Annotated in this window: 21 protein-coding genes; 3 read left to right on the forward strand and 18 right to left on the reverse strand. The window is 50.5% G+C overall.

Annotated features, from left to right (window positions below; translation table 11 throughout):
- Positions 1-5 precede the first annotated feature (5 nt).
- The 5 genes from ACGHCT_RS20775 to ACGHCT_RS20795 are packed head-to-tail and all read right to left on the reverse strand — an operon-like array spanning position 6 to position 4,622.
- Complete coding sequence (locus tag ACGHCT_RS20775; RefSeq protein ID WP_390437405.1) at positions 6-1,202, reverse strand: type II secretion system F family protein; 1,197 nt, start codon at positions 1,200-1,202, stop codon at positions 6-8.
- On the reverse strand, positions 1,192-1,935 hold the full coding sequence (locus ACGHCT_RS20780; RefSeq protein WP_072850702.1) for a type II secretion system F family protein: 744 nt from the start codon (positions 1,933-1,935) through the stop codon (positions 1,192-1,194). Before ACGHCT_RS20780 ends, ACGHCT_RS20775 begins: the two co-directional genes overlap by 11 nt.
- Positions 1,932-3,107 carry a CpaF family protein gene (locus ACGHCT_RS20785; RefSeq protein ID WP_072850699.1) on the reverse strand — a complete coding sequence of 392 codons (1,176 nt, stop codon included), beginning with the start codon at positions 3,105-3,107 and terminating at the stop codon, positions 1,932-1,934. The genes ACGHCT_RS20780 and ACGHCT_RS20785 overlap by 4 nt, the downstream gene beginning before the upstream one ends.
- Positions 3,097-4,116, reverse strand: coding sequence for a hypothetical protein (locus ACGHCT_RS20790; protein WP_084067777.1), 1,020 nt, complete (start codon positions 4,114-4,116; stop codon positions 3,097-3,099). Before ACGHCT_RS20790 ends, ACGHCT_RS20785 begins: the two co-directional genes overlap by 11 nt.
- Positions 4,113-4,622, reverse strand: a complete 510-nt coding sequence (locus ACGHCT_RS20795; RefSeq protein ID WP_390437407.1) for a prepilin peptidase — start codon at positions 4,620-4,622, stop codon at positions 4,113-4,115. Before ACGHCT_RS20795 ends, ACGHCT_RS20790 begins: the two co-directional genes overlap by 4 nt.
- Positions 4,623-4,896: 274 nt before the next feature.
- Between ACGHCT_RS20795 and ACGHCT_RS20800 the strand changes: the two genes are divergently transcribed.
- Positions 4,897-5,514, forward strand: coding sequence for a GDSL-type esterase/lipase family protein (locus ACGHCT_RS20800; protein ID WP_072850697.1), 618 nt, complete (start codon positions 4,897-4,899; stop codon positions 5,512-5,514).
- Here ACGHCT_RS20800 and ybaK read toward each other — a convergent pair.
- Positions 5,489-5,986: a Cys-tRNA(Pro) deacylase gene (ybaK, locus tag ACGHCT_RS20805; protein WP_072850695.1), complete on the reverse strand. Its 498-nt coding sequence runs from the start codon at positions 5,984-5,986 to the stop codon at positions 5,489-5,491. The two genes, ACGHCT_RS20800 and ybaK, sit on opposite strands and share 26 nt — an antisense overlap.
- Positions 5,987-5,996: 10 nt before the next feature.
- On the reverse strand, positions 5,997-6,935 hold the full coding sequence (gene cysK / locus ACGHCT_RS20810) for a cysteine synthase A (protein WP_072850693.1): 939 nt from the start codon (positions 6,933-6,935) through the stop codon (positions 5,997-5,999).
- Between the two features lie 225 nt (positions 6,936-7,160).
- Here cysK and ACGHCT_RS20815 point away from each other — a divergent pair, with 225 nt between their 5' ends.
- Both ACGHCT_RS20815 and ACGHCT_RS20820 read left to right on the forward strand, forming a co-directional pair.
- Complete coding sequence (locus tag ACGHCT_RS20815) at positions 7,161-8,333, forward strand: MalY/PatB family protein (RefSeq protein ID WP_072850691.1); 1,173 nt, start codon at positions 7,161-7,163, stop codon at positions 8,331-8,333.
- Between the two features lie 63 nt (positions 8,334-8,396).
- Positions 8,397-8,576, forward strand: coding sequence for a hypothetical protein (locus ACGHCT_RS20820; protein WP_072850689.1), 180 nt, complete (start codon positions 8,397-8,399; stop codon positions 8,574-8,576).
- 5 nt (positions 8,577-8,581) lie between these two features.
- On the opposite strand, the gene ACGHCT_RS20825 is transcribed toward ACGHCT_RS20820, so the two are convergent.
- The 11 genes from ACGHCT_RS20825 to ACGHCT_RS20875 form a co-directional block, all read right to left on the reverse strand.
- Positions 8,582-9,205 carry a DUF3786 domain-containing protein gene (locus tag ACGHCT_RS20825; protein WP_390437409.1) on the reverse strand — a complete coding sequence of 208 codons (624 nt, stop codon included), beginning with the start codon at positions 9,203-9,205 and terminating at the stop codon, positions 8,582-8,584.
- Positions 9,195-9,665: a hypothetical protein gene (locus ACGHCT_RS20830; RefSeq protein ID WP_072850685.1), complete on the reverse strand. Its 471-nt coding sequence runs from the start codon at positions 9,663-9,665 to the stop codon at positions 9,195-9,197. The genes ACGHCT_RS20825 and ACGHCT_RS20830 overlap by 11 nt, the downstream gene beginning before the upstream one ends.
- A 120-nt stretch (positions 9,666-9,785) precedes the next feature.
- The gene (locus tag ACGHCT_RS20835) at positions 9,786-12,086 is read right to left on the reverse strand and encodes a glycoside hydrolase family 65 protein (protein ID WP_390437410.1); all 2,301 of its coding nucleotides are present in this window, start codon (positions 12,084-12,086) and stop codon (positions 9,786-9,788) included.
- Between the two features lie 10 nt (positions 12,087-12,096).
- Entirely contained in the window at positions 12,097-13,137 is a 1,041-nt protein-coding gene (locus ACGHCT_RS20840; RefSeq protein ID WP_072850681.1) for a Gfo/Idh/MocA family protein, read from the reverse strand.
- Between the two features lie 34 nt (positions 13,138-13,171).
- On the reverse strand, positions 13,172-14,863 hold the full coding sequence (locus tag ACGHCT_RS20845) for a sugar phosphorylase (RefSeq protein WP_390437411.1): 1,692 nt from the start codon (positions 14,861-14,863) through the stop codon (positions 13,172-13,174).
- Positions 14,860-15,636, reverse strand: coding sequence for a ThuA domain-containing protein (locus tag ACGHCT_RS20850; RefSeq protein ID WP_390437412.1), 777 nt, complete (start codon positions 15,634-15,636; stop codon positions 14,860-14,862). Before ACGHCT_RS20850 ends, ACGHCT_RS20845 begins: the two co-directional genes overlap by 4 nt.
- An 18-nt stretch (positions 15,637-15,654) precedes the next feature.
- Positions 15,655-16,464: a sugar phosphate isomerase/epimerase gene (locus tag ACGHCT_RS20855; protein WP_242946739.1), complete on the reverse strand. Its 810-nt coding sequence runs from the start codon at positions 16,462-16,464 to the stop codon at positions 15,655-15,657.
- 11 nt (positions 16,465-16,475) lie between these two features.
- Positions 16,476-17,528 (reverse strand): zinc-binding alcohol dehydrogenase, encoded by a 1,053-nt coding sequence (locus tag ACGHCT_RS20860; protein ID WP_390437413.1) that lies wholly within the window; start codon positions 17,526-17,528, stop codon positions 16,476-16,478.
- A 13-nt stretch (positions 17,529-17,541) separates the two neighbouring features.
- Positions 17,542-18,924: an ADP-ribosylglycohydrolase family protein gene (locus tag ACGHCT_RS20865; RefSeq protein WP_072850673.1), complete on the reverse strand. Its 1,383-nt coding sequence runs from the start codon at positions 18,922-18,924 to the stop codon at positions 17,542-17,544.
- Between the two features lie 3 nt (positions 18,925-18,927).
- Complete coding sequence (locus ACGHCT_RS20870; RefSeq protein WP_072850671.1) at positions 18,928-19,767, reverse strand: carbohydrate ABC transporter permease; 840 nt, start codon at positions 19,765-19,767, stop codon at positions 18,928-18,930.
- Positions 19,764-20,663 carry a carbohydrate ABC transporter permease gene (locus ACGHCT_RS20875; protein WP_226903628.1) on the reverse strand — a complete coding sequence of 300 codons (900 nt, stop codon included), beginning with the start codon at positions 20,661-20,663 and terminating at the stop codon, positions 19,764-19,766. Before ACGHCT_RS20875 ends, ACGHCT_RS20870 begins: the two co-directional genes overlap by 4 nt.
- Positions 20,664-20,697: the final 34 nt, after the last annotated feature.

Consider the following 20,697-nt stretch of genomic DNA (forward strand, 5'->3'; position numbering starts at 1 on the left):
TCTTCTCAATAAAATGTCAGATACGCAGGTACCATAAGAATCACCAGAACCACCAGAAGCATGAGAAACATAGGCAGCAACAGCTTGGAAGATACCTGTTCTCCCTTAATTCTGGCGTTTCGGATGCGGTCGTCCTCCGCCTCCGCCGCCTCCCGCTCCAGAAGCTCCAGCAGTCCCCGCCCGCCCTTTCTCAGATTCTGGTAAAGCAGGGTCGCCAGGGTTCTGTAGCAGGGAAGACGGCATCTTGCCCCAAACCGCTGGTAAGCCTCTGCCTCAGAGATGCCTCCTTCCATCTCTTTGCAGGCTGCCGCCATCTCCTCATATCCCGGCCGGGATCCGCACTGCCCCCACTTCCGGTAATCTGCGGCGATTCTGGTAAACGCCCCCTTTATGGTCATTCCTGCCCCCAGAAAAAGCACCAGCTTGCCAACAATATCCGGGTAGTCCCGAAGCAGCTGCTCCCTGCGCTCTTTTTCCTTTCTGTGCTTTTGCTCTTCCTGGCGGGCGGCGGCAAGTACCGCTGACAGTAAGGCAAAGAGAGTCACCCATAGCCCTGTATGGGAAGAGCTTCTCATCCAGCGGATCGTTTTGCCTTCCACCTTCCCGGGGAGATAAAGCCGGCCTGTATCCTCCCCCTGGTTTTCCTTCTCAATGCTCTCCTGCAGCTTTTTCAGGGTCTGCTCTTCCCGGGAAAGCTGTTCGGGAAATACCTTTACCCGCCGCTCATACAGCTGCCGGCTCTCCCCGAGGGACAGTTCGCCCTGTATCGTGACAAAGACTCCCTCCTGAGGGATCTCCTCCCCAAGGGCACCCTCCCAGTCCAGGATCTGCGGACTGTCCGTAATCCAGGAGATTGCCACGGGAGAATCCCCGACGTGTTCCGGAAGATGCATCGGCTTCCTTATCTCATCCATAGACTGGTTATCCCCCAGAATCTCCACGTCCAGCGCCTCCGCAGTCTCCTGCATAAGCCTCTCTGCTTCCCCTCTGCTGTACTTTTTCTCCTCTACCGTTACCTCAACTTTCTTTTTTTCCCCGTCGATCTGTGCCTCCATCTCTTCCGTATACGCTCCGCCCCCGTATGTATTTCTCTGAAAATAATCTTCCTGGCTCCAGGCCCGCGCTCTTCCCTCATATATGCCGATGCCGCATCCCAGTAGAAGACCTGCTGCGGCAATGAGTACCGGGATTTTATATTTCAATTTCTACCATCTTCCTTCCCATGTGATACGCAGCCAGATAAGTGAGCAGGCAGCCGCTCATAATTCCGGCTCCCAGCGGGTTCCGGTAAAGAACATCCAGAAATCCGGGGGATGTCGCCTGCATATATACGATTATACCGGCCGGCATAATACTCATAATTTTCTGTTCCAGCTTTCTGGCCGCAATGGCCGCGTCAATTTCCTTTTTTATCTCAATCTTTCCCTCCAGCACTCTGGCGCTTTTTTCCAGCGCCCCTGTGACATTCCCCCCTGTACGTTTGGCCGCAGAGAGGATCTGGGAGAAATTATAGATATCCTCTACCTGGCTTCTCTCCCCAAAGTCAGCCAGAAGCTTTTCCAGGGGGACCTGATTGCGAAGCTGTGCCTGCATATACTGCAGCTCTCTGGTGAGTTCATCCCCGGCCCCGTACAGCCGTCTCATATCTCCACAGGCTTCCCCTATGGCGTTTTCCATAGAATACCCGGCCCGCAGCGCCGCTCCTAAAGAGCCGAGAGCATCCTTAAAGTGATAATGCAGCCTCTGCCTTCTGGCCTTGATAAGTTCTTTTTTCTTTTCTCTCAGATAATAAAAAGTAATGGGAAATATGAGCAGAAATGCCCAGACTGACTGATAGAACAGCAGATTCACCGCAATACACAAAAATCCGCTGATTCCGGTGTACTTCAGCAGTTCTTTTCGGGAGTAGGCATAGGAATCGTACTGTATTCTCATATGCCGCCCTTCCTTTTTCCCATGGGTTCCCCCACCTTTTCCAGCCTTTCGCTGTCCCGCCGGATAAACAGCGGATGAAGGCAGACCTCTCCCCGGGAAAAGCCTGTAATTTCCGTGATCTCCAGCACGGCTCTGGACTTATCAGGCATCCTTCCCAGATGGATCAGGATGTCAAAGCCTGCTGCGATCTGACGCCGGATGGCTTCCAGGGGTAGCTGTATCCCCATGAGCACCATAGTTTCCAGACGGCTTACCATATCAGCGGCACTGTTGGCATGGGCCGTTGAGAGACTTCCCTCATGGCCTGTGTTCACCGCCTGGAGGAGATCTACCGCCTCGGAGGATCTCACCTCCCCGATAATGATTCTGTCAGGCCGGAGCCGGAGAGCTGTTTTGATGAGATCCCTTATAGTAATCTGCGGGCTGTCCTCCAGATTGGAAAGCTTTGCCTCCAGCCGCACCAGATTCGCGATCCCCTGTATCTGCAGCTCCGCATTGTCCTCAATAGTGACGATCCGTTCCTCCGAAGGAATATAACAGGACAAGGCGTTCAAAAAAGTGGTCTTTCCTGCCCCGGTTCCCCCTCCGATGAGCATAGAATGCTTTTGCCTGACCATCTGTATCAGACATTCGGCCCCTTCCCGGGTAATGCTGTTCCCGGCAATGAGATCCTCCATGGTAATGGGGCGATCCGGAAACCGCCGGATTGTTAGGATGGGACCGTTAAGAGCCACCGGCTCAATGACAGCATTTACCCGCGCACCGTTTTTCAGCCTGGCATCCACAATAGGTCTGGAAGTGTTAATCACCCGGTTGCAGCCTGCTGCGATCTGCTGAATCACATCCCAGAGCTTTTCCTGGGAGGTAAAGGTTTTCTCCCACAGCGTGATTCTCCCCCTCCGCTCCACGAAAATCTGCTTCCACCCATTCACCATAATCTCCGTTACTTCATCATCCTCCACCAATTCCTGAAGCACATCCAGCTTCCTGACGGAGTAGAAAAGCTCCTGGCGGATTTCCTGCTTCTCTTCCAGACTCCAGCATTCTTTTCTCCCGTGTTCCAGAACCAGCTCGTCAATCATCTGAAGGATCTCCGGATCCTCTGCCTCCCAGGCACCCATGTGCTCGATCTGCTCCAGCAGCTCACGGCGCAGGGCCTCTCTATTCCTCATACAGCTTCCCTCCCCGCAGAATCTCTCTCACATAGTCACCCAGCTCACTCCACATCAGCTGAGCCACATACTCTTCTCCCCTGCCGAAATAATTGTGAAAGGGCGGGGTGATCTTTTCCGTCTTTCTCAGGACCTCCCTGCAGTCCCACAGGCTGAGCAGCTTCTCAAACTGCAGAACCTTTGCCTGGGACATGGCATCCCGGAGCACCGGCATGTAGATGCGCCTGCACAGATCCAGAAGACGGTATAAGCCGTCAACCCCGTCCCCAAAGTCAATGATGACAGCCTCGTAGGCGCTGTTCTCAACAATCTGCCGGATAAGCTCCGTCCATTCTTCGTAGGACGTGCTGCGGATATCCCCCGGAGATTGTACCGGAGGCAGATAATCCAGGTTGTTGATTGTCTGCACCATACTGTTCAGTTTAAATACCAGATTGGGATTTCCCTGTCTGAGATAGTAGATCAGGTCGCCAAGATTCCTCTCGTAGGTCCGTTCAAACAGACCCTCAAACCCTGCATATTCTTCCAGATTCAGATATAAGACTGCCTGTTCCCGGGCAAGTATCTGGCCCAGAGTCAGTGCAAATGATGTTTTCAGGACTCTCCCCAGAGGGGAATAGACACCTATAATGGCTGTGCGCCGTTTCATAACCTGCACCTTCAGAGGCTCTGGTGAGCTGTCTCCGTAGCAGGCCATAACCTCCCTTATCACAGCATCTGAGGACTGGTACTTGTACACACTGGGGTACTGATCCAGACCGGGACTGTGGACTCCCTCGGATAATATCATGATTTTCCCCGGGGAGATGGCTTCTACCCTGGGACACATGGCTTTGTCGGATATAAGCAATATCTCTATGGGATGGCTCTCCCCGTAGGCACACAAGCTATCCACATTGGTAAACGCCTGGAACTCAAAAGGGGTGTTCTTTTTCTGGTTCATATATTCCATAAAGTGACAGGCATACGAAACTTCCAGATCGCATACCGCAAAAATACTTTTTCTCAATAGTAACCTCCCGCATACATCAGCATTCCCAGCAATATGGGAACGGTAAAGTGAATATTCTCCGGCCGGCTTCCCCTCCGGTAGTAGGGCTTTTTCTCTCCGGTTCTCATATAGTCCCTCAGATACTGCCCCAGGTATGCCATTCTCTCTCCGGCATTGCCGCAGGCTATGAGAAATGCTCCGCTTAAGATCCCGCCCCAGAGGAAGGACCAGGCCAGGCCGGAAAGGATCCCCCTGGCGCCCAAAAGGCCCCCCAGCGCCGAGAGAAGCTTAACATCACCGGCCCCCAGCATGCGGAAATAAAACAGAGGGAAAAGAAGAAGTATCGGAAGAAGCCCGCCGGATAAAAAGATCAGAATCCCCCTGTTCCCTTGCAGCAGAAATTGATAAAGAACCCCTGTTCCCCAGCCCAGCCAGATCCATGGATTCCATATCCTTTCCCCCAGCAGATCCATAACCACAGCCCCGGCGGAGAGCAGCAAAATAAGACATACCTGCAGTGTCACGCATTCACCTCGATTCCTGTGAAATTTTATTGATAGTTGGAAATTGCGGCCGAACGGCCTGATAGAGATACAGCTTAGACTTTACCGCTGTATTGGATTTTTATTATATCCGTCCTTTCCCGATTTGTCCAGTAGCATTTTCGAAAAAAATCGCTTTTGTGCAACAGTGACAAAAATTATCAATTGCATTGTAATACCGATTGGGTTAAAATAATTTATATATTTCCAGTATTCGGACCAATTCTACAGGTTCAAACACACAAGGAGAATGCCCATGGGAACTATAGTATTTTTAGGAGACAGTATCACCGATGCCAACCGGCTTTTTTCCGAAAATGGCTTAGGTTTCGGATATGTAAATCAAATCGCAGACAAGCTGCACCAGACAAATCCTGCCTGGGAGATTATCAATAAGGGGGTGGACGGATTCGTCGCCGAACGCCTTGTCCACAATCTGGAGAGAGACTGCATCACCTACCAGCCGGACTATGTGTGTATCCTGGTGGGAATCAATGACGTAGGGATCCTCATGAACACCGTGACAACGGAAAAAGAGCGGGACTATCTGCTCACAGACAGCATTCGCTCTTATCATCAGCTGCTATTCGACCTTACCAACAGCACCAAGGCAAAAATTATCACCCTGGAGCCCTTTATCTTTCCCCACCCCCAGGAGTATGCAAACTGGATCCCCTGGCAGCAGACACTTTCCAGACAGATCCAAAAGCTGTCCAGGAATTACGGGGTTACCTTCATCCCTCTTCACAACGCCCTGAACGGCCAGGCTGAGGAGCAGGGGTACGATGCCATCACCACGGACGGCATCCACCTCACAAAAGCAGGACATCAGATTCTGGCGGATGAGATTATGAAGGCCTGGAATCTTTCATGACAACGTCCTCAAAGACCGCGGCTGCGGTCTTTGCAAGATCCTGGGGATTCAGCCGTATGGTAGACCCTATCCGGCCTCCGCTGATATAGATGCTGTCATATGCCAGGGCGCTGTCATGGATCACTGTCTTATACTGTTTCTTCATCCCCAGAGGGCTGCAGCCTCCCCGCACATAGCCCGTCACCTGGAGAATGTCCTTTACATGAATCATTTCTACTGATTTTTCCCCCAGTACCTTTGCCGCCTGTTTCAGATCGATCTCCTCTGCAATGGGAATTACCAGAACATAATAATTTTTGCTTTTTCCCTGTACCACAAGGGTCTTAAAAGACTGCTCCACCGGGGCATTGGTGAGCTCTGCCGTATGGAGTCCGTCGATGAACTCACTGCACTCATAGGAAATGGTCTCATAGGAGATTTTATTCCTGTCAAGAATGCGCATAGCGTTCGTTTTGGCTTCTTTTTTACCCATGTCTTTCCTCCTAATCCTCGGTGAGATACCTCGGGGTAGACAGATACCTGTCACCGGTATCGGGAAGGAGCACTACAATTGTTTTCCCCTCGTTTTCCGGACGCTTCGCCAGCTGTGCTGCCGCATATACAGCCGCCCCTGCGGAGATCCCAACCAAGATGCCCTCATTGGCCGCAATTTCTCTGCCGGTCTCATAGGCGTCCTCGCCTCTGACCTGGATAATCTCGTCGCAGATATTTACATCTAAGGTTTTGGGTACAAAGCCTGCTCCGATTCCCTGAAGTTTGTGAGGTCCCGGTGTCCCTCCTGAGAGTACCGGAGAATCCGCCGGCTCTACCGCCACAACTTTCACATCTGCTTTCTTGCTCTTCAGGTAACTCCCCACACCGGAAATCGTCCCTCCGGTACCTACGCCTGCCACAAAGATATCTATCTTCCCGTCCAGATCCCGGTAAATCTCCGGTCCTGTAGTCTGCAGGTGCATCTTTGGATTGGCCGGATTGTCAAACTGGCCCAGAACAATGGAGTTTGGGATCTCCTTCTGGAGCTGTTCTGCCTTCTCTATGGCACCTTTCATTCCTTTGCTTCCCTCTGTGAGCACAACCTTGGCACCATAGGCTTTCAGAAGATTTCTGCGTTCTACACTCATGGTCTCAGGCATCGTCAGTATAGCCTGATATCCCTTTGCTGCCGCAACACTTGCGATCCCGATCCCTGTATTTCCGGAGGTAGGTTCTATTATTGTGGCCCCCTCCTTTAACCTTCCCGCCTGCTCGGCATCCTCAATCATTGCCAGGGCAATCCTGTCCTTTACGCTGCCTGCAGGGTTGAAATATTCTACTTTTGCGATTACTCTCGCTTTCAGCCCATTCTTCCTGCTGTAATTTCCAAGCTCCAGAAGAGGGGTGTTGCCTATGAGTTCCACTGCACTTTTTTTCACATTTTCCATGGCTGTTCTCCTTTCCTTACGGTTCTTTTATTTTTCAAATTCCTACTTAACCACTGGGATTAATGTGATTATATGCCTCCAATCTTCCTTTGTCAATAGAATCCTTGTTAACTTTATGCTGTATTTTCTCTTGACTTTGCAGCCGGAAGGCTATAGACTCGAGAATCATACCCAGGTTTTCATACGTAAGCAATAGAAAATGTCAAAAAGGAGGCATACTACATAATGAACTATAATTTTGATCAAATCGTTTCCCGCCGGCAGACAAACAGCGTGAAATATGATTTTGCTGCCAAGTACGGCATGCCGGAGGATATTCTTCCCCTGTGGGTGGCGGATATGGATTTTCCAGTGGCCAGCGGAATCCGGGAGGCGCTCCGTGCCTGTGCGGACCACGGAATCTTTGGGTACACTGAACCCGGTCCGGAGTATGTCCGCGCACTCCAGAACTGGTACTCGAGCCATTTTGGCTTTTCCATTGAGCCGGACTGGGTGGTCAAAACCCCGGGCGTGGTGTATGCCATTGTACAGGCTATCCGGGCATTCACTGCAAAGGGAGACAGCGTACTGATCCAGCAGCCTGTCTATTATCCCTTTGCCCGGTCCATTGAGGAAAATCACAGACGGCTGGTGAATAACCCACTTTGCTGCAGAGACGGACATTATACCGTTGACTTTCAGGATTTTGAAGACAAAATACTGAAAAACCAGGTAAAGCTGTTTGTCCTCTGCAGTCCCCACAATCCGGTAGGCCGCGTATGGACCAGAGAGGAGCTTCAGAAAATGGGCGAAATCTGCAGGAGGCATCAGGTCCTGATCGTTGCGGATGAGATTCACTCAGATTTCGTCTACCCGGGACACACGCACACCGTCTTTGGTGCACTGGGACAGGAGTTTCTTCAGAATTCTGTCATCTGTACGGCCCCCAGCAAAACCTTTAATCTGGCGGGTCTCCAGGTGAGCAATATCATCATTGCCAACCCCCGCCTCCGGGCCCTTTTTCAGGAGGAATGCAGCAGAAACGGATACAGCAATCTCAACACCATGGGGCTTGCCGCCTGCCAGGCTGCCTATGAGAGCGGGCAGGAATGGCTGGAACAGCTGAAGCTGTATTTGCAGGAAAATTTAAAGTGCATGAAGGATTTCCTGCATACTCGGCTGCCCCAGACTGTACTCACGGAACCGGAAGGGACATACCTGGTATGGGTGGATTTTTCAAAGCTGGGATATTCCCCCAAGGATCTGGATCGTTTTATGAGCCGCAAAGCCAGAGTCTGGCTGGACGGAGGAACCATGTTCGGACCGGGCGGAGAAGGATTCCAGCGGTTCAATATTGCCTGCCCAAGAAGTGTACTGATGGAAGGGCTGACCAGGATTGCTTCTGCGTTAAAGGAATGAAACAGAATAAAAAAAACGCTCCTTTGGAATACTAAGGTAAAGTACTTGCAAAGGAGTGTTTTTATGTGCCACAGAAGTAAAAAAGACGATCCCTTCCGTGTGGAGGCTACCTCTCAAAAGGATCTGGATACAAGCGCCACCACTGAGATGACAGGGCTGATTCCCAGCTCACCGGAGACTGAAGCAGAACTGGATTCCTACAAAGCCCTGTATCCCTTCAGCCCCGATGAGTTTGTAGACTGAATCCCCTACCGCCGGGTCTTTTTGCCCAGGAAACGGTCAACCCCTTCTTCGGCTATGAGGACCACCGTTTCCTCATGGGTAAAATCTGTTATATTCTTATCAAAGAGAATGTTTGCCTGGGCAGGGAACTCATCGTCCCCGTCCCAGAAGATAAACTGAAGAGGGATACAGGGGAAAGCTTCCGCATAAAATCCCACATCCCCCCTGTTGATCCTGACAAATCCCAGTTCCCTCCCTCTCTCCTCCAGGAGTTCCTTTTTCCCGCTGAATGACTGGGCAAAAGGCGCAAGCACCATCTTCTTAAATGCACTTTCAAAGGGAGCGGCCCCTTTTACCTGGCGGAAGGGAATCCATTCCCCTGAGTTCCTGGGTTTCTCCTTAGAATAATAAAACAGATGGTAAATGGCCATCTGCGTGGAAAAGGTGATCTCATCTTCCGGATCCTGCAGATTGGTAATAATCCCCGTCCCCCGATCGATCCGGTAAGGCCGGCCGAAGTACAGAATCTCCAAATAATCCGGACTGCAGCCCTGCAGATTCAGATTCTTATAAATCCCTTCGTGATCCCAGGTGAGAAACCGTTCCCTCCAGGTCACACACAGTTTTTGGTAGTTGGATTCATATTCCATCCAGCTTTATCCTCTCTTTCTCTTCCTTTTTGTAAAAAACAGGATACTTCCCCTCAAAATTAGCCCACACACAGCATGGGTATTTGCTGAAATAAAAGGTACTGAATAAAGTCTCCGTCACGCTCAGCTGAAAGGTAATGGAAAAAAGCTCCGGCGTCAGATTAAAATATAAATCTTCCTCTTTTACGTCCATCGCCAGGAGATAATCCCGCTGCTCCTGATTCAGGACCTTTCTCACGATCCTGCGTTCCTTTTCATTTAATCTCCCGTAATAGAAGTCCACAAAAGAGTTTTCCCATCCATTTCTCCAGATCAGCTCCAGGAGCCTCGTTCTCAGGTACTCTCCCGAGCCGGTAAGCATCTTGCATGCATACCGGTCAAAGCCTTCCTGGATATGTGCAAAATAGATACAGCCTTCTTCCTTCAGTTCGTCCAGGGATATTGCCTGGGGCAGTGTCATAGATACCTCTCCTTCCCTCATGTTTCATACTATGTTCGGTATAATTTAATCTTATACTAACTTATCTGAAATTACAATGGGCAGGCAGATGAAATCTAAATTCATCTGCCTGCCCGGCTGCTAATATTTGATATCCAGATTATGTGTAAGTTTGTATACCTGTCCCATAATCTTCACTGGGATTTCTGAAGAATCCCGGCTCTCTATATAGATATTTCTGTGGGAGACGCAGATCTCCATCTTTTTCCCCCGGTATACTGCATGAAATTTGATCTCTTCAATCTCTTTCGGCAGACAAGGCGCAAGATACAGCGTGTCTTTCTGTATGCGCAGCCCAGCAAAGCCCCGGACAACTGCCAGCCAGATCCCGCCCATTGAGGCTGCGTGGATTCCCTCATCGGAAGAATAAGGATTCTGACCCATATCAATAGCAATGGCATGGAGGAAGCTGGCAAAAGCCTTCTTGGGCTCCCCGCAGTCGCTGGCCACCACGGAGTAGATTGCCCTGCTCAGAGAGGAGTCGTGAATCGTTTTCGGCTCATAATATTCCCAGTTTGCCATCTTAATTTTCCTGGAAAACAGGTCCGGAAGCAGTTCCATAAGCATAATTACATCCGACTGTTTCAGCACCTGCATATTGTTTACCTGTTCTCTGCTGTAGTCCTTCAGTATGGTCTGTTTGATATTGTCATTCCGGTACCCGGAAATATCCAGTATTTTCTTGGACATAAAGGTGTCATCCTGGGGGAGCACCCCTTCCGGGTTATCCAGAGGCTGGGGCAGATATAATTTATCCGCGAAGTCTTCCAGCTTCTCCAGTATCCCCGTCTCCTGGAAATATTCCTCCGCCCTAACCGCCGTTTTGCCGTCCCCGTCTCTGAGAAGGTGTATGGCTTGTCTCGTCACATAATGAGCCATATAATTGCTGTAGGCATTATTGTCCACATGCTCCGTGTATTCGTCGGGGCCTATGATATCGTGAATCTCATACCGGCTGCGATCCTTCGTATAAATACTTCTGCTGCGCCAGAACAATGCAGATCCAATAATCAGAAGCTCCCCGCCGTTTTCCAGAAAGGTACTGTCTCCGGTGGCCAGTTCATACATCCAGGCGGCATAGGCAATGTCCGCCGTAATATGGTGTTCCTTAATGCCCGCCCATACCTGGGCAGCCTTTCCGGTAAGAATGTCCATACTGGCAAAAAGAGGCGTTTCCTCCCTCCCGCTCTCCGCGCTTTCCCAGGGAAACATAAGACCGCAGTAGCCCTTTTTGCCGGCATTTCTCCGGGCACGCTCCATGCGGTTCATCCGGTACTCCAGCAGCTGCTTTGCCTTGGCGGGAGAGTTGAAAAGGTAATACGGGAGAATAAATACTTCCGTGTCCCAAAACACATGCCCTTTATAGCCCTCCCCCGTCAGTCCCTTTGCGGCGATGGAACTTCTGCTGTCGGGGGGAATCATAGCCAGCAGATGATACTGGGCAAACCGAAGCGCCAGCTGGATCCCCGGATACTCTGTTTTTACCCTGACATCATGCTCCTTCCAGTACGCCGCATAGGCCTTCGCACTTTCCTCATAAAGCCCGTCATATCCTTTTTCCACCAGATTCTCAAGGTGCTCCAGAACCAGACTTTTTCCCTGCTCCTCATCCTGCTCTGCCAGATCCCGGCTGGTGTAGAGAACTGCCAGCTTTTCATAACAGCCCTTCCCACCCTTTTCCGCCTGAAACCTTACGGTCTCCAGGATTTTTCTTCTCTGCATGCCAAAGCTTCTCTCCCCGGGGGTTCCCCCGGTAATTTTAGAGCCGCAGCAGTGATACAGCGTCAGATTACTCTGGGTTGTAGTCTGATCCAGATACAGATACTGCCGATCCAAAACCTTCTTCGTCCCGTCGTTAAAGTGCTGGACACCGGAATTGGTCATCCTGGCGTTGATTCCTGATACGATCTCAATGTCTGCCGCTTTGTCCAACGGGCAGATTTCTGCTTTCAGCCCATAGGCATGCACATTGGACCTGGATACGGTACGACAGAATCGAAGCTCGTAGCCTCTGCCCTTTGGTGAAACCCACCGCAGCTTTCGTATCAGCTCTCCGGTGTACAGATTCAGCTTCCGGGAATACCCGGTGACCTTCCCTGTGGTCATAGAAAATAGCTCTCCGTCTAAAGTGATGAGCATTTCGCAGGTATCCGCCCCGTTGGGCAATTCTACAGTCTCGTTGTTGCTGCTGTTAAAGCATCCGCTCACGAATAAGCCTCTGGTCTGGAATGGATAAGGTTCTTCGTGGGCAGAGCGGATTCCCATATATCCGTTAGCCAGGCAGAAGATACTCTCTCCCTTTCCCTGATGTCTCAGACAGAATTCATCCTCTCCCAGAATCCAGTCCTTATAGTTCCCTTCGCCTGTCGTATACGTTAACACGGCACACCTCCTATAGTTCCACCACTTTTCCTGTCTCGGCGGAACGGTAGAGGGCCTCAATGATTCTCATCAGGGTCACTCCCTGTTCTGCCGTTATCAGGGGCTGGTCATTCTCCGCACAGCATCTGATAAAGTTACTGATACTGATATTTCTTTTGTCAATTTCCTGAACAAAGGGGAGTTTTGTATCTGTCAGATTCTCATTCTTTTCCCCGTAGATCTCCCCCTGGAATACAGAGGCACCGGCCAAATCACCGAAGATCTCCACATTCATCTTCTGCTTTTCCTTGCAGTTGAGGGCAAACGCCGCCTCGATCTGCAGAGATATCCCGCCTTCAAACTGAATAAATCCAAAGAGACCGTCCTCCACAGTAAACCTTTCCGGATCCCAGCTTCCCATAAGGCCAGCTCCGCCTCTCTTCCCGATCCGGTCCGAGCTGCTTGCCGCCGCATACACCGGCCTGGGATAATCCAGAAGGTACAGGGCTGTGTCCAGCATATGCACACCGATATCTACCAGAGGACCGCCCCCCTGCATGGCCTTGTTGGTAAAGTTCCCCCAGCCCGGGATCCCCCGCCGTCTCACCGCCTGAACCTTACCGGTGTAGAGGGTTCCGAATTCTCCCCCGTCAATCATTTTCTTCATCATCTGTACTTCCGGGGCATAGCGGTAATGCAGGTTATAGGTGAGGATCTTACCAGCCTTTTTGGCTTCCGCGGCCATCCGCTCTGCCTGTTCGGCCGTAAGTGCCGGTGGCTTTTCGCAGAGCACATGGCATCCCGCCCGGAGGGCATCTACGGTCAGCGGCTCATGGAACCGGTTGGGCACACAGATCGTTACCAGATCCAGCTCCTCTTTCTCCAGCATTTCTTTATGGGATTCATAGTAAGCCGGTACCTGAAACTGCTGGGCCGCATTTTTCGCGTTCTCCGGATTCACGTCGCACACTGCGGCAATTTCCGCTAGTTCCTTATTTTTTAAACAATTTGGAAAGTGAGAGTGCAGGGATTCCTGTCCCGCTCCCATGATTCCAATTCTCAATTTCTTCATGTATAACCTCCTGAGCCTATTACAGCTTTCACATTTATTGTAATTCCAGCCATAGGATTTCCCAGGGCTTAAGCACATCCCTCTCCACTGCTTCCATCTGATGCAGGATATCCTTTCCCCCTGCTTTTTCCGGCAGTCTGACGGTATGTTCCGTCACATTGATAAGTACCAGCACGCTCTGTCCGGTGGTTTTATTCTTCCTCAGAAGCCCGAACACGGCAGATCCGTACGATAGAATTTCCTGCCCGGCCTCCGGTGAGAACGCGCTCTGTCCGGATCTCGCCCGAAGCAGTGCAAGATATCCCCGGAATACCCGGCTGCGCAGACTGTCCTCTCTCTGAAGCTCAGCATGCAGGGCGGAAACCTCTAATTTTTCCCGGTTAATCCTTCTGGGAATCTGTGACTCCTCCACACCCTCCTGCCAGTTCTGTGATCCCAGCAGACTGTGATAGTAGATGCCTGGTACCCCCTGCATGCTCAGCATAATTGCCTGGGATGCCAGGAACCGGGCGGCTCTCACAGAAGTTTCCGTTTCTCCGGGAGATGTAACTGCATCCAGATAATTAATATTCAGCTCATAGGGACTCTGGGTTTTGTCCGGGTTCTCTTTGTAGCTGATGCGCCCTCCGTGTTCTTTCACTTTGCGGAACAAAAGCTGTTTTTCTTCCTCGTCCAGAATACCGTCCACCGGTCTTACGCCGATGCCGTCATGGGATGCCAGGAAGTTAAAAAATGCTGTGCCCTCAGGCAGAGGGGTATCCCCAAGACTTTTTGCCCAGGCGCTGAGCCTGCCGGTATCCCCGGAAAGCATGGTGTAAAGCACCAGAGGGGGCAGGGGAAACTGGTACACCAGATTAGCTTCATCCCCCGCGCCAAAGTAACTGATGTTCTCCAGATGGGGAACATTCGTCTCTGTAATGATATACGTTCCAGGATAAATCTGCTGCAGCATCAGCCGCATCAGCTTAATAAGCGCGTGTGTCTCCTCTAAATGCATACAGGTGGTGCCTGCCTTTTTCCAGGCAAACCCAATGGCATCCAGCCGGATAAACCTGGCTCCCCTGGATGCATACAGAAGAAGCACCTCCATAATTTCACAGAGAAGATAGGGACAGCCGAAGTTCAGGTCAATCTGATCCCCGGAGAAGGTCGTCCAGTACCACTTTTTTCCCTGAACGGTGTCAAAGGGCGTGAGAAGGGGCAGAGCCCTTGGGCGGGTGACTTTAGAATAGTCCTCCCGGGGATCGCATTCAATATAATAGTCCGTATAGGGCGCCTCCCCGGCACAGCATTTCTGAAACCAGACATGAGACTTTGAGGTATGGTTAATCACTGCATCCAGCATAATCCCCGTATGCTCTCCAAGGGACTCCACTTCTTCCCATGTTCCAATCTCAGGCGCTATCCTGGTATAATCTGATACTGAGAATCCGTCGTCGGAGGTATAGGGAAATACCGGAAGCAGGTGCACATTGGTGATCTCATCCGGGCAGTTCTCCTTCAAAAAGTGATCCAATACCTCCAGGGGATCCTTTCCCTCTTCTCTCAGAGCATCCCCATAAGTAATCAGCATACAATCCTTCTGGGTAAGGGGACTGCCGCTGTTTTGGGCAAAGGGCCGCCATTTCTCATACAGTTCTGCAAGAAGTTTGTCTGCCAGAGTATAGTCTTCTCCTGCATACAATACCTTCAGCAATTCTTCCTGTTTCTCTTTCCATTTTTTCATACTTCTCTCCCGATTTCATTTTCTGGCATTCTCATGTCTCTGCATACAGGCATAGTTTCCAGGGCAGCCGCAGTGTGGCGGCACACTCTGGTCTCGTCCTCAGTATCTCCCTGAGCTGCCCAGGCAACTGCATTCACCAGTATTCTCTCAATTTCCGGAATGTAGTAGGTAGGGTACGTTTCATGGCCCGGCTGAAAATAGAAAATCCTGCCCCTTCCCCTCCGATAGCAGACCCCGCTGCGGAACACCTCGCCGCCGGTAAACCAGCTGATAAATACTGTTTCGTCGGGACTTGGAATATCAAAATATTCCCCGTACATCTCCTCCGGCGCAAACCGCACACAGGGAGGGAGCCCCCTGGTAATAGGATGACCTGCACAGGCTGTCCACATCAGTTCCTCATCGTCGCTCTCTCTCCACCTGAGGGTACAGGTGGTCCCCATCAGGCGTACAAAAGGCTTCGACATATGAGCAGAGTGAAGCGGAATAAAGCCCATTCCCCGGTTCACCCTTTCTGCAATCCGCTCTGCCGTCTCATCCGGCACCTCATGCTGGGCAATGTGGGACCAATATACCAGCACGTCCGTATGCTCCAGCACCTCCCGGGACAGTCCCTGTTCCGGATCATCCAGCAGGGCCACCTTCACAGAATATCCGGCAGCCTCAAAGATTTCCCTGAGCCGTCCGTGAATTCCCCGGGGGTAAACTTGGTACATGTCTTTGGTGCTTTCCTTCCATCGGTTTTCATTCCATACCGTAACCTGAATACTCATCTCATCCCGCCTCTTTTCCTACAATCCCGCTTTCTCCATACATCCCCGGATGTATGCTGCCGAATCCTTATAGAGTCCTTCCTGATCCTCACCCAATACCCGGCATTCAAAAGCCATAGTCTTGTCGAAGCCGATTTCCTTTAATCCTTCAAATCCATGGACAAAATCTGTGTGTCCGTCGCCGGGCTGGAATCTGTGACTGTCTGCAATATGCACATGCCCTACAAGATCTTTCCACTTGATCAGGCTCTTTTTAATGTCCTGCTCCTCAATGTTCATATGGAAAAAGTCTGCCATGATCTGTACATGCCTCAGTTCTCCCTCCAGAATCAGGCTGCCTGCGTCATCCAGAGTATTCAGCATATGATCCTCGTATCTGTTGAGAGGTTCCAGCAGGATCCTGGTTCCGGAGCGTTCGCACACAGGCTCCAGCTGCCGGAGAGAATCCAACAGTACCTTTCTGTCCTCCTCAGCACTTCTGGGCGGCGTCATGGGAGGCAGGCGCAGAGAGAACATTCCCCAGGCGGCGGGCACTACAATTCCCGCAGCACCCAGTTCCCCTGCCCGTTCCAGAATGACGGTGATATCCCGGATCGCATGCTTTCTCTCTTCCTCCTGGAAATCCCCGATCCAGCCCCGGTACCCTCCGCATACAGAGGTGACCGGAATGCCGGTATCCTTTACCGCAGTCTTCAGCTCGTCAAAGCGCTCCAGCAGCAGATCTCCGTCTGCCTCCAGGCCGTCAAATCCAAACTCCTTTATCTGAATCAGTTTTTCTTCCAGTACATCAGAAAAAAACGGTTTATTTTGTGTAGCAAGCTGTATCATCCTTTTTCCTCCTAAAACTTAACTCCCATCTTGATGCTGGACTGGGGCTCCTGATCTACATACTTCTCGTATGCTCTGTCTGCCTCAGCAAAATCTACCACAGGGAATATAATGTCTTCACAGTTCAGATATCCGTTAGTAAGCATTTCCCAGCATACGTCCTCTATTCTGTGTCTGTCCCATCTGGGGTAGTCAGGCAGGGGCTCTGAGCAGGCTCGGGAAAATACAATTTTTGCATTGTTAAAATGAGCCTCCCTTCCCAGCTCCAGCATTGGAAACGGTTTGGCAAATGCTACAAAAGAAATGGTTCCCCCGTATGCCAGCCCCCTGAGTCCGCTCTGAAGCGCAGACACATGTCCGCTGGTCTCGATAATTACATCTACACCTCTTTTATTTGTATATTCTTTTAATCTGTGTCCCACATCCTCCTGTCCGGGATCCAGCGCATAGTCAGCCCCGTTTTTCAATGCAATCTCCCGTCTGTGGGCAATGGGATCAATAACAATCACAGGAGAAGCCCCCAGTCTTTTGCAGATCTGGGCAGCAATCTGGCCGATGGCACCCAGGCCGTAGACAGCAACCGCGTCTCCCGGGCGCACGTGGCCGTCTCTCACTCCTCCAAGGGCGAATTGTGCGGGATCGTAGCATACTGCATTCTTCCACAGCTTCAGATCCGGAAGTCTTCTGCAGCGGTAATTGTCCACAGCCTTAATAATCTGGGTCTCCCGGATTCCTCCATAGGAACAGATAAGATCCCCCAGCTCATACTCTGTCACCTGACTGCCCTTTTCAATTACCTCTCCAACCCACTGGTTACCCAGATTCCACTCACCAAAGACAATATCCGGATCCTCGTTCTCATCCCTGGGGACAAATAACTGCCACTCGCTGTCATAGCGTTCCTTCACATGCACGCTGGACGCCCGGAACTCTGTCACCTCTGTTCCGTGCTTAGGGGCCGCAAACAGAACTTTGCACTTAATCTCATCCTCCTGTATGGGACGGTCTGTATATTCCTTAAACCCTGCTACTCTTGGTTCAACTGCAACTAACATTTTGCTCATAGCCTTCATCTCCTTATAAAGTCACATATGGTTCGTCTATCAGTTTTATACATCTGTCTGCCAGTTCCTGAAAACTCACCCTGCCCTGGCATCCGATTCTTGTCATCAGCTGCCCTCCCAGGGGAGTCTTCCATTTGTCCGGTATGGCCTCAGCGCCGTACATCATGCCAAATGCAGAGCCTGCCGTGGCGCCATTGCAGTCCGTATCAAACCCCGCCTCCACTGCAAGTCCGATCACTCTGGTATAATCCCTTCCCCCATACAAAAGGGAGAGACAGATAATCATATCATTGGGAATCACATGACACCAGTCATGGAGATCCTCTTCGTTGTAATTTTTATGAATCCAGGCAATCATCTCCTCGGGATCCTCCGTCTCCCCGCACAGCTTCAGGAATTCTTCCAAAGCGCTGTAAAGCCTGGAAGTCTGGGGAATATAATGCATTGCCCTTTCAATCGCCTCTCCGGGCGTTTCACAGACAGCGCTCTCCGCGATGAGAGCCGCGCAGAAGGCGGAAGCATAAATGCCGTTTTTCGTATGTGTCACACTGGCATCCTTCACTGCCATCCGGGCTGCTTCCCGGGGATTTCCCGGATTCACATAGGCATATGCGTCCACCCGGATCTGCCCTCCCAGCCATTCCCGGTAGGGATTGCCGTATGCTGCAGTCTCCGGAGGGAGAATTCCATTAATAATATTTTTATACGCCATGCGCTCTGCCGTACATGTCATGAATACAGGCACATTTGTTGTTAGAAACTCTGCCACGTCCATGGGGACAAATTCTCTGCCGTAGTTCTCCAGGATCTGCATCCCCATAACCGTGTAATTCATGTCATCATCCTCAGGTGCGCAGGAAATGTTGTTGATCCAGCTGATTTTAGGATTTCCGTAGGCGCCGGGTTCATCTGCTACCTGATACCGTTCCCTGACATCCCCGCTGACATCAGAAGACATATACCTCTGGATAGGATAATTGTCCGTCTCCTTCAGGAAACCCAGGATCCTGTCTCTTGTCCAGCATTCCACCGGCTGTCCAAGAAGGCACCCGGCGGCTCTGCCCAGCCAGGCCCCCAAAATCTTATCCTTCAGCACATCTTTATTTATTGCCCGGGGACTGCACGGAGGCAGAAGTTCCAGAATCTCCTCCAGTGTCTCTGGTTCCCGGTAAGGGAAATCCGCCTTTACCGGCATCTGCCTTACCCTTTCATAAAGCCTTAAAGCCCTGTCTTCGCCCCGGACCGTGCCTTTCTCTTTCAGAATATCTTCTGCCTCCTGTTTTATGGAAGCATCTATATCCTTTCCCTCCTGGGCACTCTGCCTCAGCTCTGTTTCTATATATTCCGCCCTGCTTACATACTGTAAGCGAATATGTTCTAATATATTTTCTCTCATACCTTAGCCCTTCTCTCCGCCGGCTGTAAGACCGCCTGAGATAAACTTTTCAACAGCGGAGAACGTGATAATTACAGGTATCGCAGTCAGCAGCGCCGCCGCCATCATGCGTCCCCATACGTAATCCATGGAACCGAATAACTGCTTTAATCCTACCGCCAGCGTCAGTTTGCTCTGTGAAGACAGGAAGGTGAATGAAAACAGGAAGTCATTCCAGGCAATCATGAATACATAAATAAATGCGGAAGAAATAGCAGGAACAGACAAGGGCAGGATAATTTTATAAATGACCTGAAATCTGCTCAGCCCATCTATCATGGCGGCTTCTTCCAGTGATGCCGGTATGGTTTCGAAATACCCTGACAGCATGTAAATAGCCGCGGGCAGAGTGGAAACCAAATTGGCAATTACAACCGCCCACATGCTGTCGTTCAGTCCTATGGAGGACATGATCTTGAACAGCGGCACTACCAGGAGGATTCCGGAAAACATGTAAACAATTAACGTAGACTCCTTAAAGACAATACGCCCCGGAAACACCAGGCGGGCAAGACTGTATGCTGCCATCCCTCCGATAACAATGGCTATGGCAGCCGTTGTAAAGGCAATCTTAAAACTGTTCAGAAAATACCTTCCAAAGGGAAATATCTCGGGGTTCAGAACATCTTTAAAATGCTGAAGCGTGGTGTCTTTTGGAATGATCTGAGGCGGAAAAGCAACCGCTGCCTCAGAGGTTTTAAAAGCGGTGGTGATCATAATGTAAAACGGAAAAAGAGTGACCACCAGCACTAAGATGACAAGCACATAATGTAATACGGACATTGCTTTTTTCTTCTGTTTCATTTTCTCACCGCCTTTCTTCCAAAGAGGATAACAAACGCAAATACAATCACAAAGAGTACAATGGTAATTGCTGCCGCCCCTCCGTTATTGTGAGTGGCAAATGCCGTCTGGTACAGGTAAACGCCCAGCACCGGAACTTGTTTGGTAAACAGGTAAATATCATCAAATTTATAGAAATTCCATATGGTTCTCAGAGATATGATTGCCGCGATGGAGGGAAGAAGTTCCGGGAAGGTAATGGCCCAGAACCTGTGCCAGGCTGAGGCACCGTCCATCTGCGCCGCCTCATACAGACTTTCGTCCACCGACTGCAGTGCGGCCAGGATCATCAGGAACGCATAGGGAAATACTCTCCAAATGTCATAAAGGATAACCAATAAAACAGAATATACCGGATGATCCATCCACATAGGCGCTTCTTCAAATATGTGCAGGATATCTACGGTGAGGTAATTCATAACCCCGTACAAACCGTTGAACATATATTTCCATACATAGACGGTAGCTACCATAGGAGCTACGTAAGACATCAGCATCAAACTTCTGGCAACTCTTCTGCCTTTAAACTGCCGGTTCATTAACAGGGCCACCAGCAGGCCCACCAGGGTAGATCCTAAAACAGTTACCACCACATAAGCAATGGTTACCCCCAAAGATTTATAAAACGTAGGATCTGCAAATAGCTTCGTGTAGTTCTCCAGCCCTATAAATTTGCTTGGGCGGTTCGGATTTAACGCAACTTTTTGAAAGCTAAGTATAATGTTATAGATAATTGGGTAGATAATTACAGCTCCAATGAGGATTACCGTGGGCAGTATCAGAAGAATGCCCAATCTGCTTTCTCTCTTCTGCATCGTACCGCTGCTTTTTTTTATCTTTTTTACAGAATTCTGCATGTTTTCTCCTTTCTGGTAATGAAAACGGCCCGGC

The organism is Lactonifactor longoviformis, from assembly GCF_042848515.1.
Lineage (GTDB): Bacteria > Bacillota > Clostridia > Lachnospirales > Lachnospiraceae > Lactonifactor > Lactonifactor longoviformis.

What these genes read in the sequence shown, in the direction of transcription:
- ACGHCT_RS20780 (WP_072850702.1), bottom strand. Translation starts at nt 1,935, where the DNA reads ATGAGAATACAGTACGATTCCTATGCCTACTCCCGAAAAGAACTGCTG.
- ACGHCT_RS20785 (WP_072850699.1), bottom strand. Translation starts at nt 3,107, where the DNA reads ATGAGGAATAGAGAGGCCCTGCGCCGTGAGCTGCTGGAGCAGATCGAG.
- ACGHCT_RS20800 (WP_072850697.1), top strand. Translation starts at nt 4,897, where the DNA reads ATGGGAACTATAGTATTTTTAGGAGACAGTATCACCGATGCCAACCGG.
- ybaK (WP_072850695.1), bottom strand. Translation starts at nt 5,986, where the DNA reads ATGGGTAAAAAAGAAGCCAAAACGAACGCTATGCGCATTCTTGACAGG.
- cysK (WP_072850693.1), bottom strand. Translation starts at nt 6,935, where the DNA reads ATGGAAAATGTGAAAAAAAGTGCAGTGGAACTCATAGGCAACACCCCT.
- ACGHCT_RS20815 (WP_072850691.1), top strand. Translation starts at nt 7,161, where the DNA reads ATGAACTATAATTTTGATCAAATCGTTTCCCGCCGGCAGACAAACAGC.
- ACGHCT_RS20820 (WP_072850689.1), top strand. Translation starts at nt 8,397, where the DNA reads ATGTGCCACAGAAGTAAAAAAGACGATCCCTTCCGTGTGGAGGCTACC.
- ACGHCT_RS20825 (WP_390437409.1), bottom strand. Translation starts at nt 9,205, where the DNA reads ATGGAATATGAATCCAACTACCAAAAACTGTGTGTGACCTGGAGGGAA.
- ACGHCT_RS20830 (WP_072850685.1), bottom strand. Translation starts at nt 9,665, where the DNA reads ATGACACTGCCCCAGGCAATATCCCTGGACGAACTGAAGGAAGAAGGC.
- ACGHCT_RS20840 (WP_072850681.1), bottom strand. Translation starts at nt 13,137, where the DNA reads ATGAAGAAATTGAGAATTGGAATCATGGGAGCGGGACAGGAATCCCTG.
- ACGHCT_RS20845 (WP_390437411.1), bottom strand. Translation starts at nt 14,863, where the DNA reads ATGAAAAAATGGAAAGAGAAACAGGAAGAATTGCTGAAGGTATTGTAT.
- ACGHCT_RS20850 (WP_390437412.1), bottom strand. Translation starts at nt 15,636, where the DNA reads ATGAGTATTCAGGTTACGGTATGGAATGAAAACCGATGGAAGGAAAGC.
- ACGHCT_RS20855 (WP_242946739.1), bottom strand. Translation starts at nt 16,464, where the DNA reads ATGATACAGCTTGCTACACAAAATAAACCGTTTTTTTCTGATGTACTG.
- ACGHCT_RS20860 (WP_390437413.1), bottom strand. Translation starts at nt 17,528, where the DNA reads ATGAGCAAAATGTTAGTTGCAGTTGAACCAAGAGTAGCAGGGTTTAAG.
- ACGHCT_RS20865 (WP_072850673.1), bottom strand. Translation starts at nt 18,924, where the DNA reads ATGAGAGAAAATATATTAGAACATATTCGCTTACAGTATGTAAGCAGG.
- ACGHCT_RS20870 (WP_072850671.1), bottom strand. Translation starts at nt 19,767, where the DNA reads ATGAAACAGAAGAAAAAAGCAATGTCCGTATTACATTATGTGCTTGTC.
- ACGHCT_RS20875 (WP_226903628.1), bottom strand. Translation starts at nt 20,663, where the DNA reads ATGCAGAATTCTGTAAAAAAGATAAAAAAAAGCAGCGGTACGATGCAG.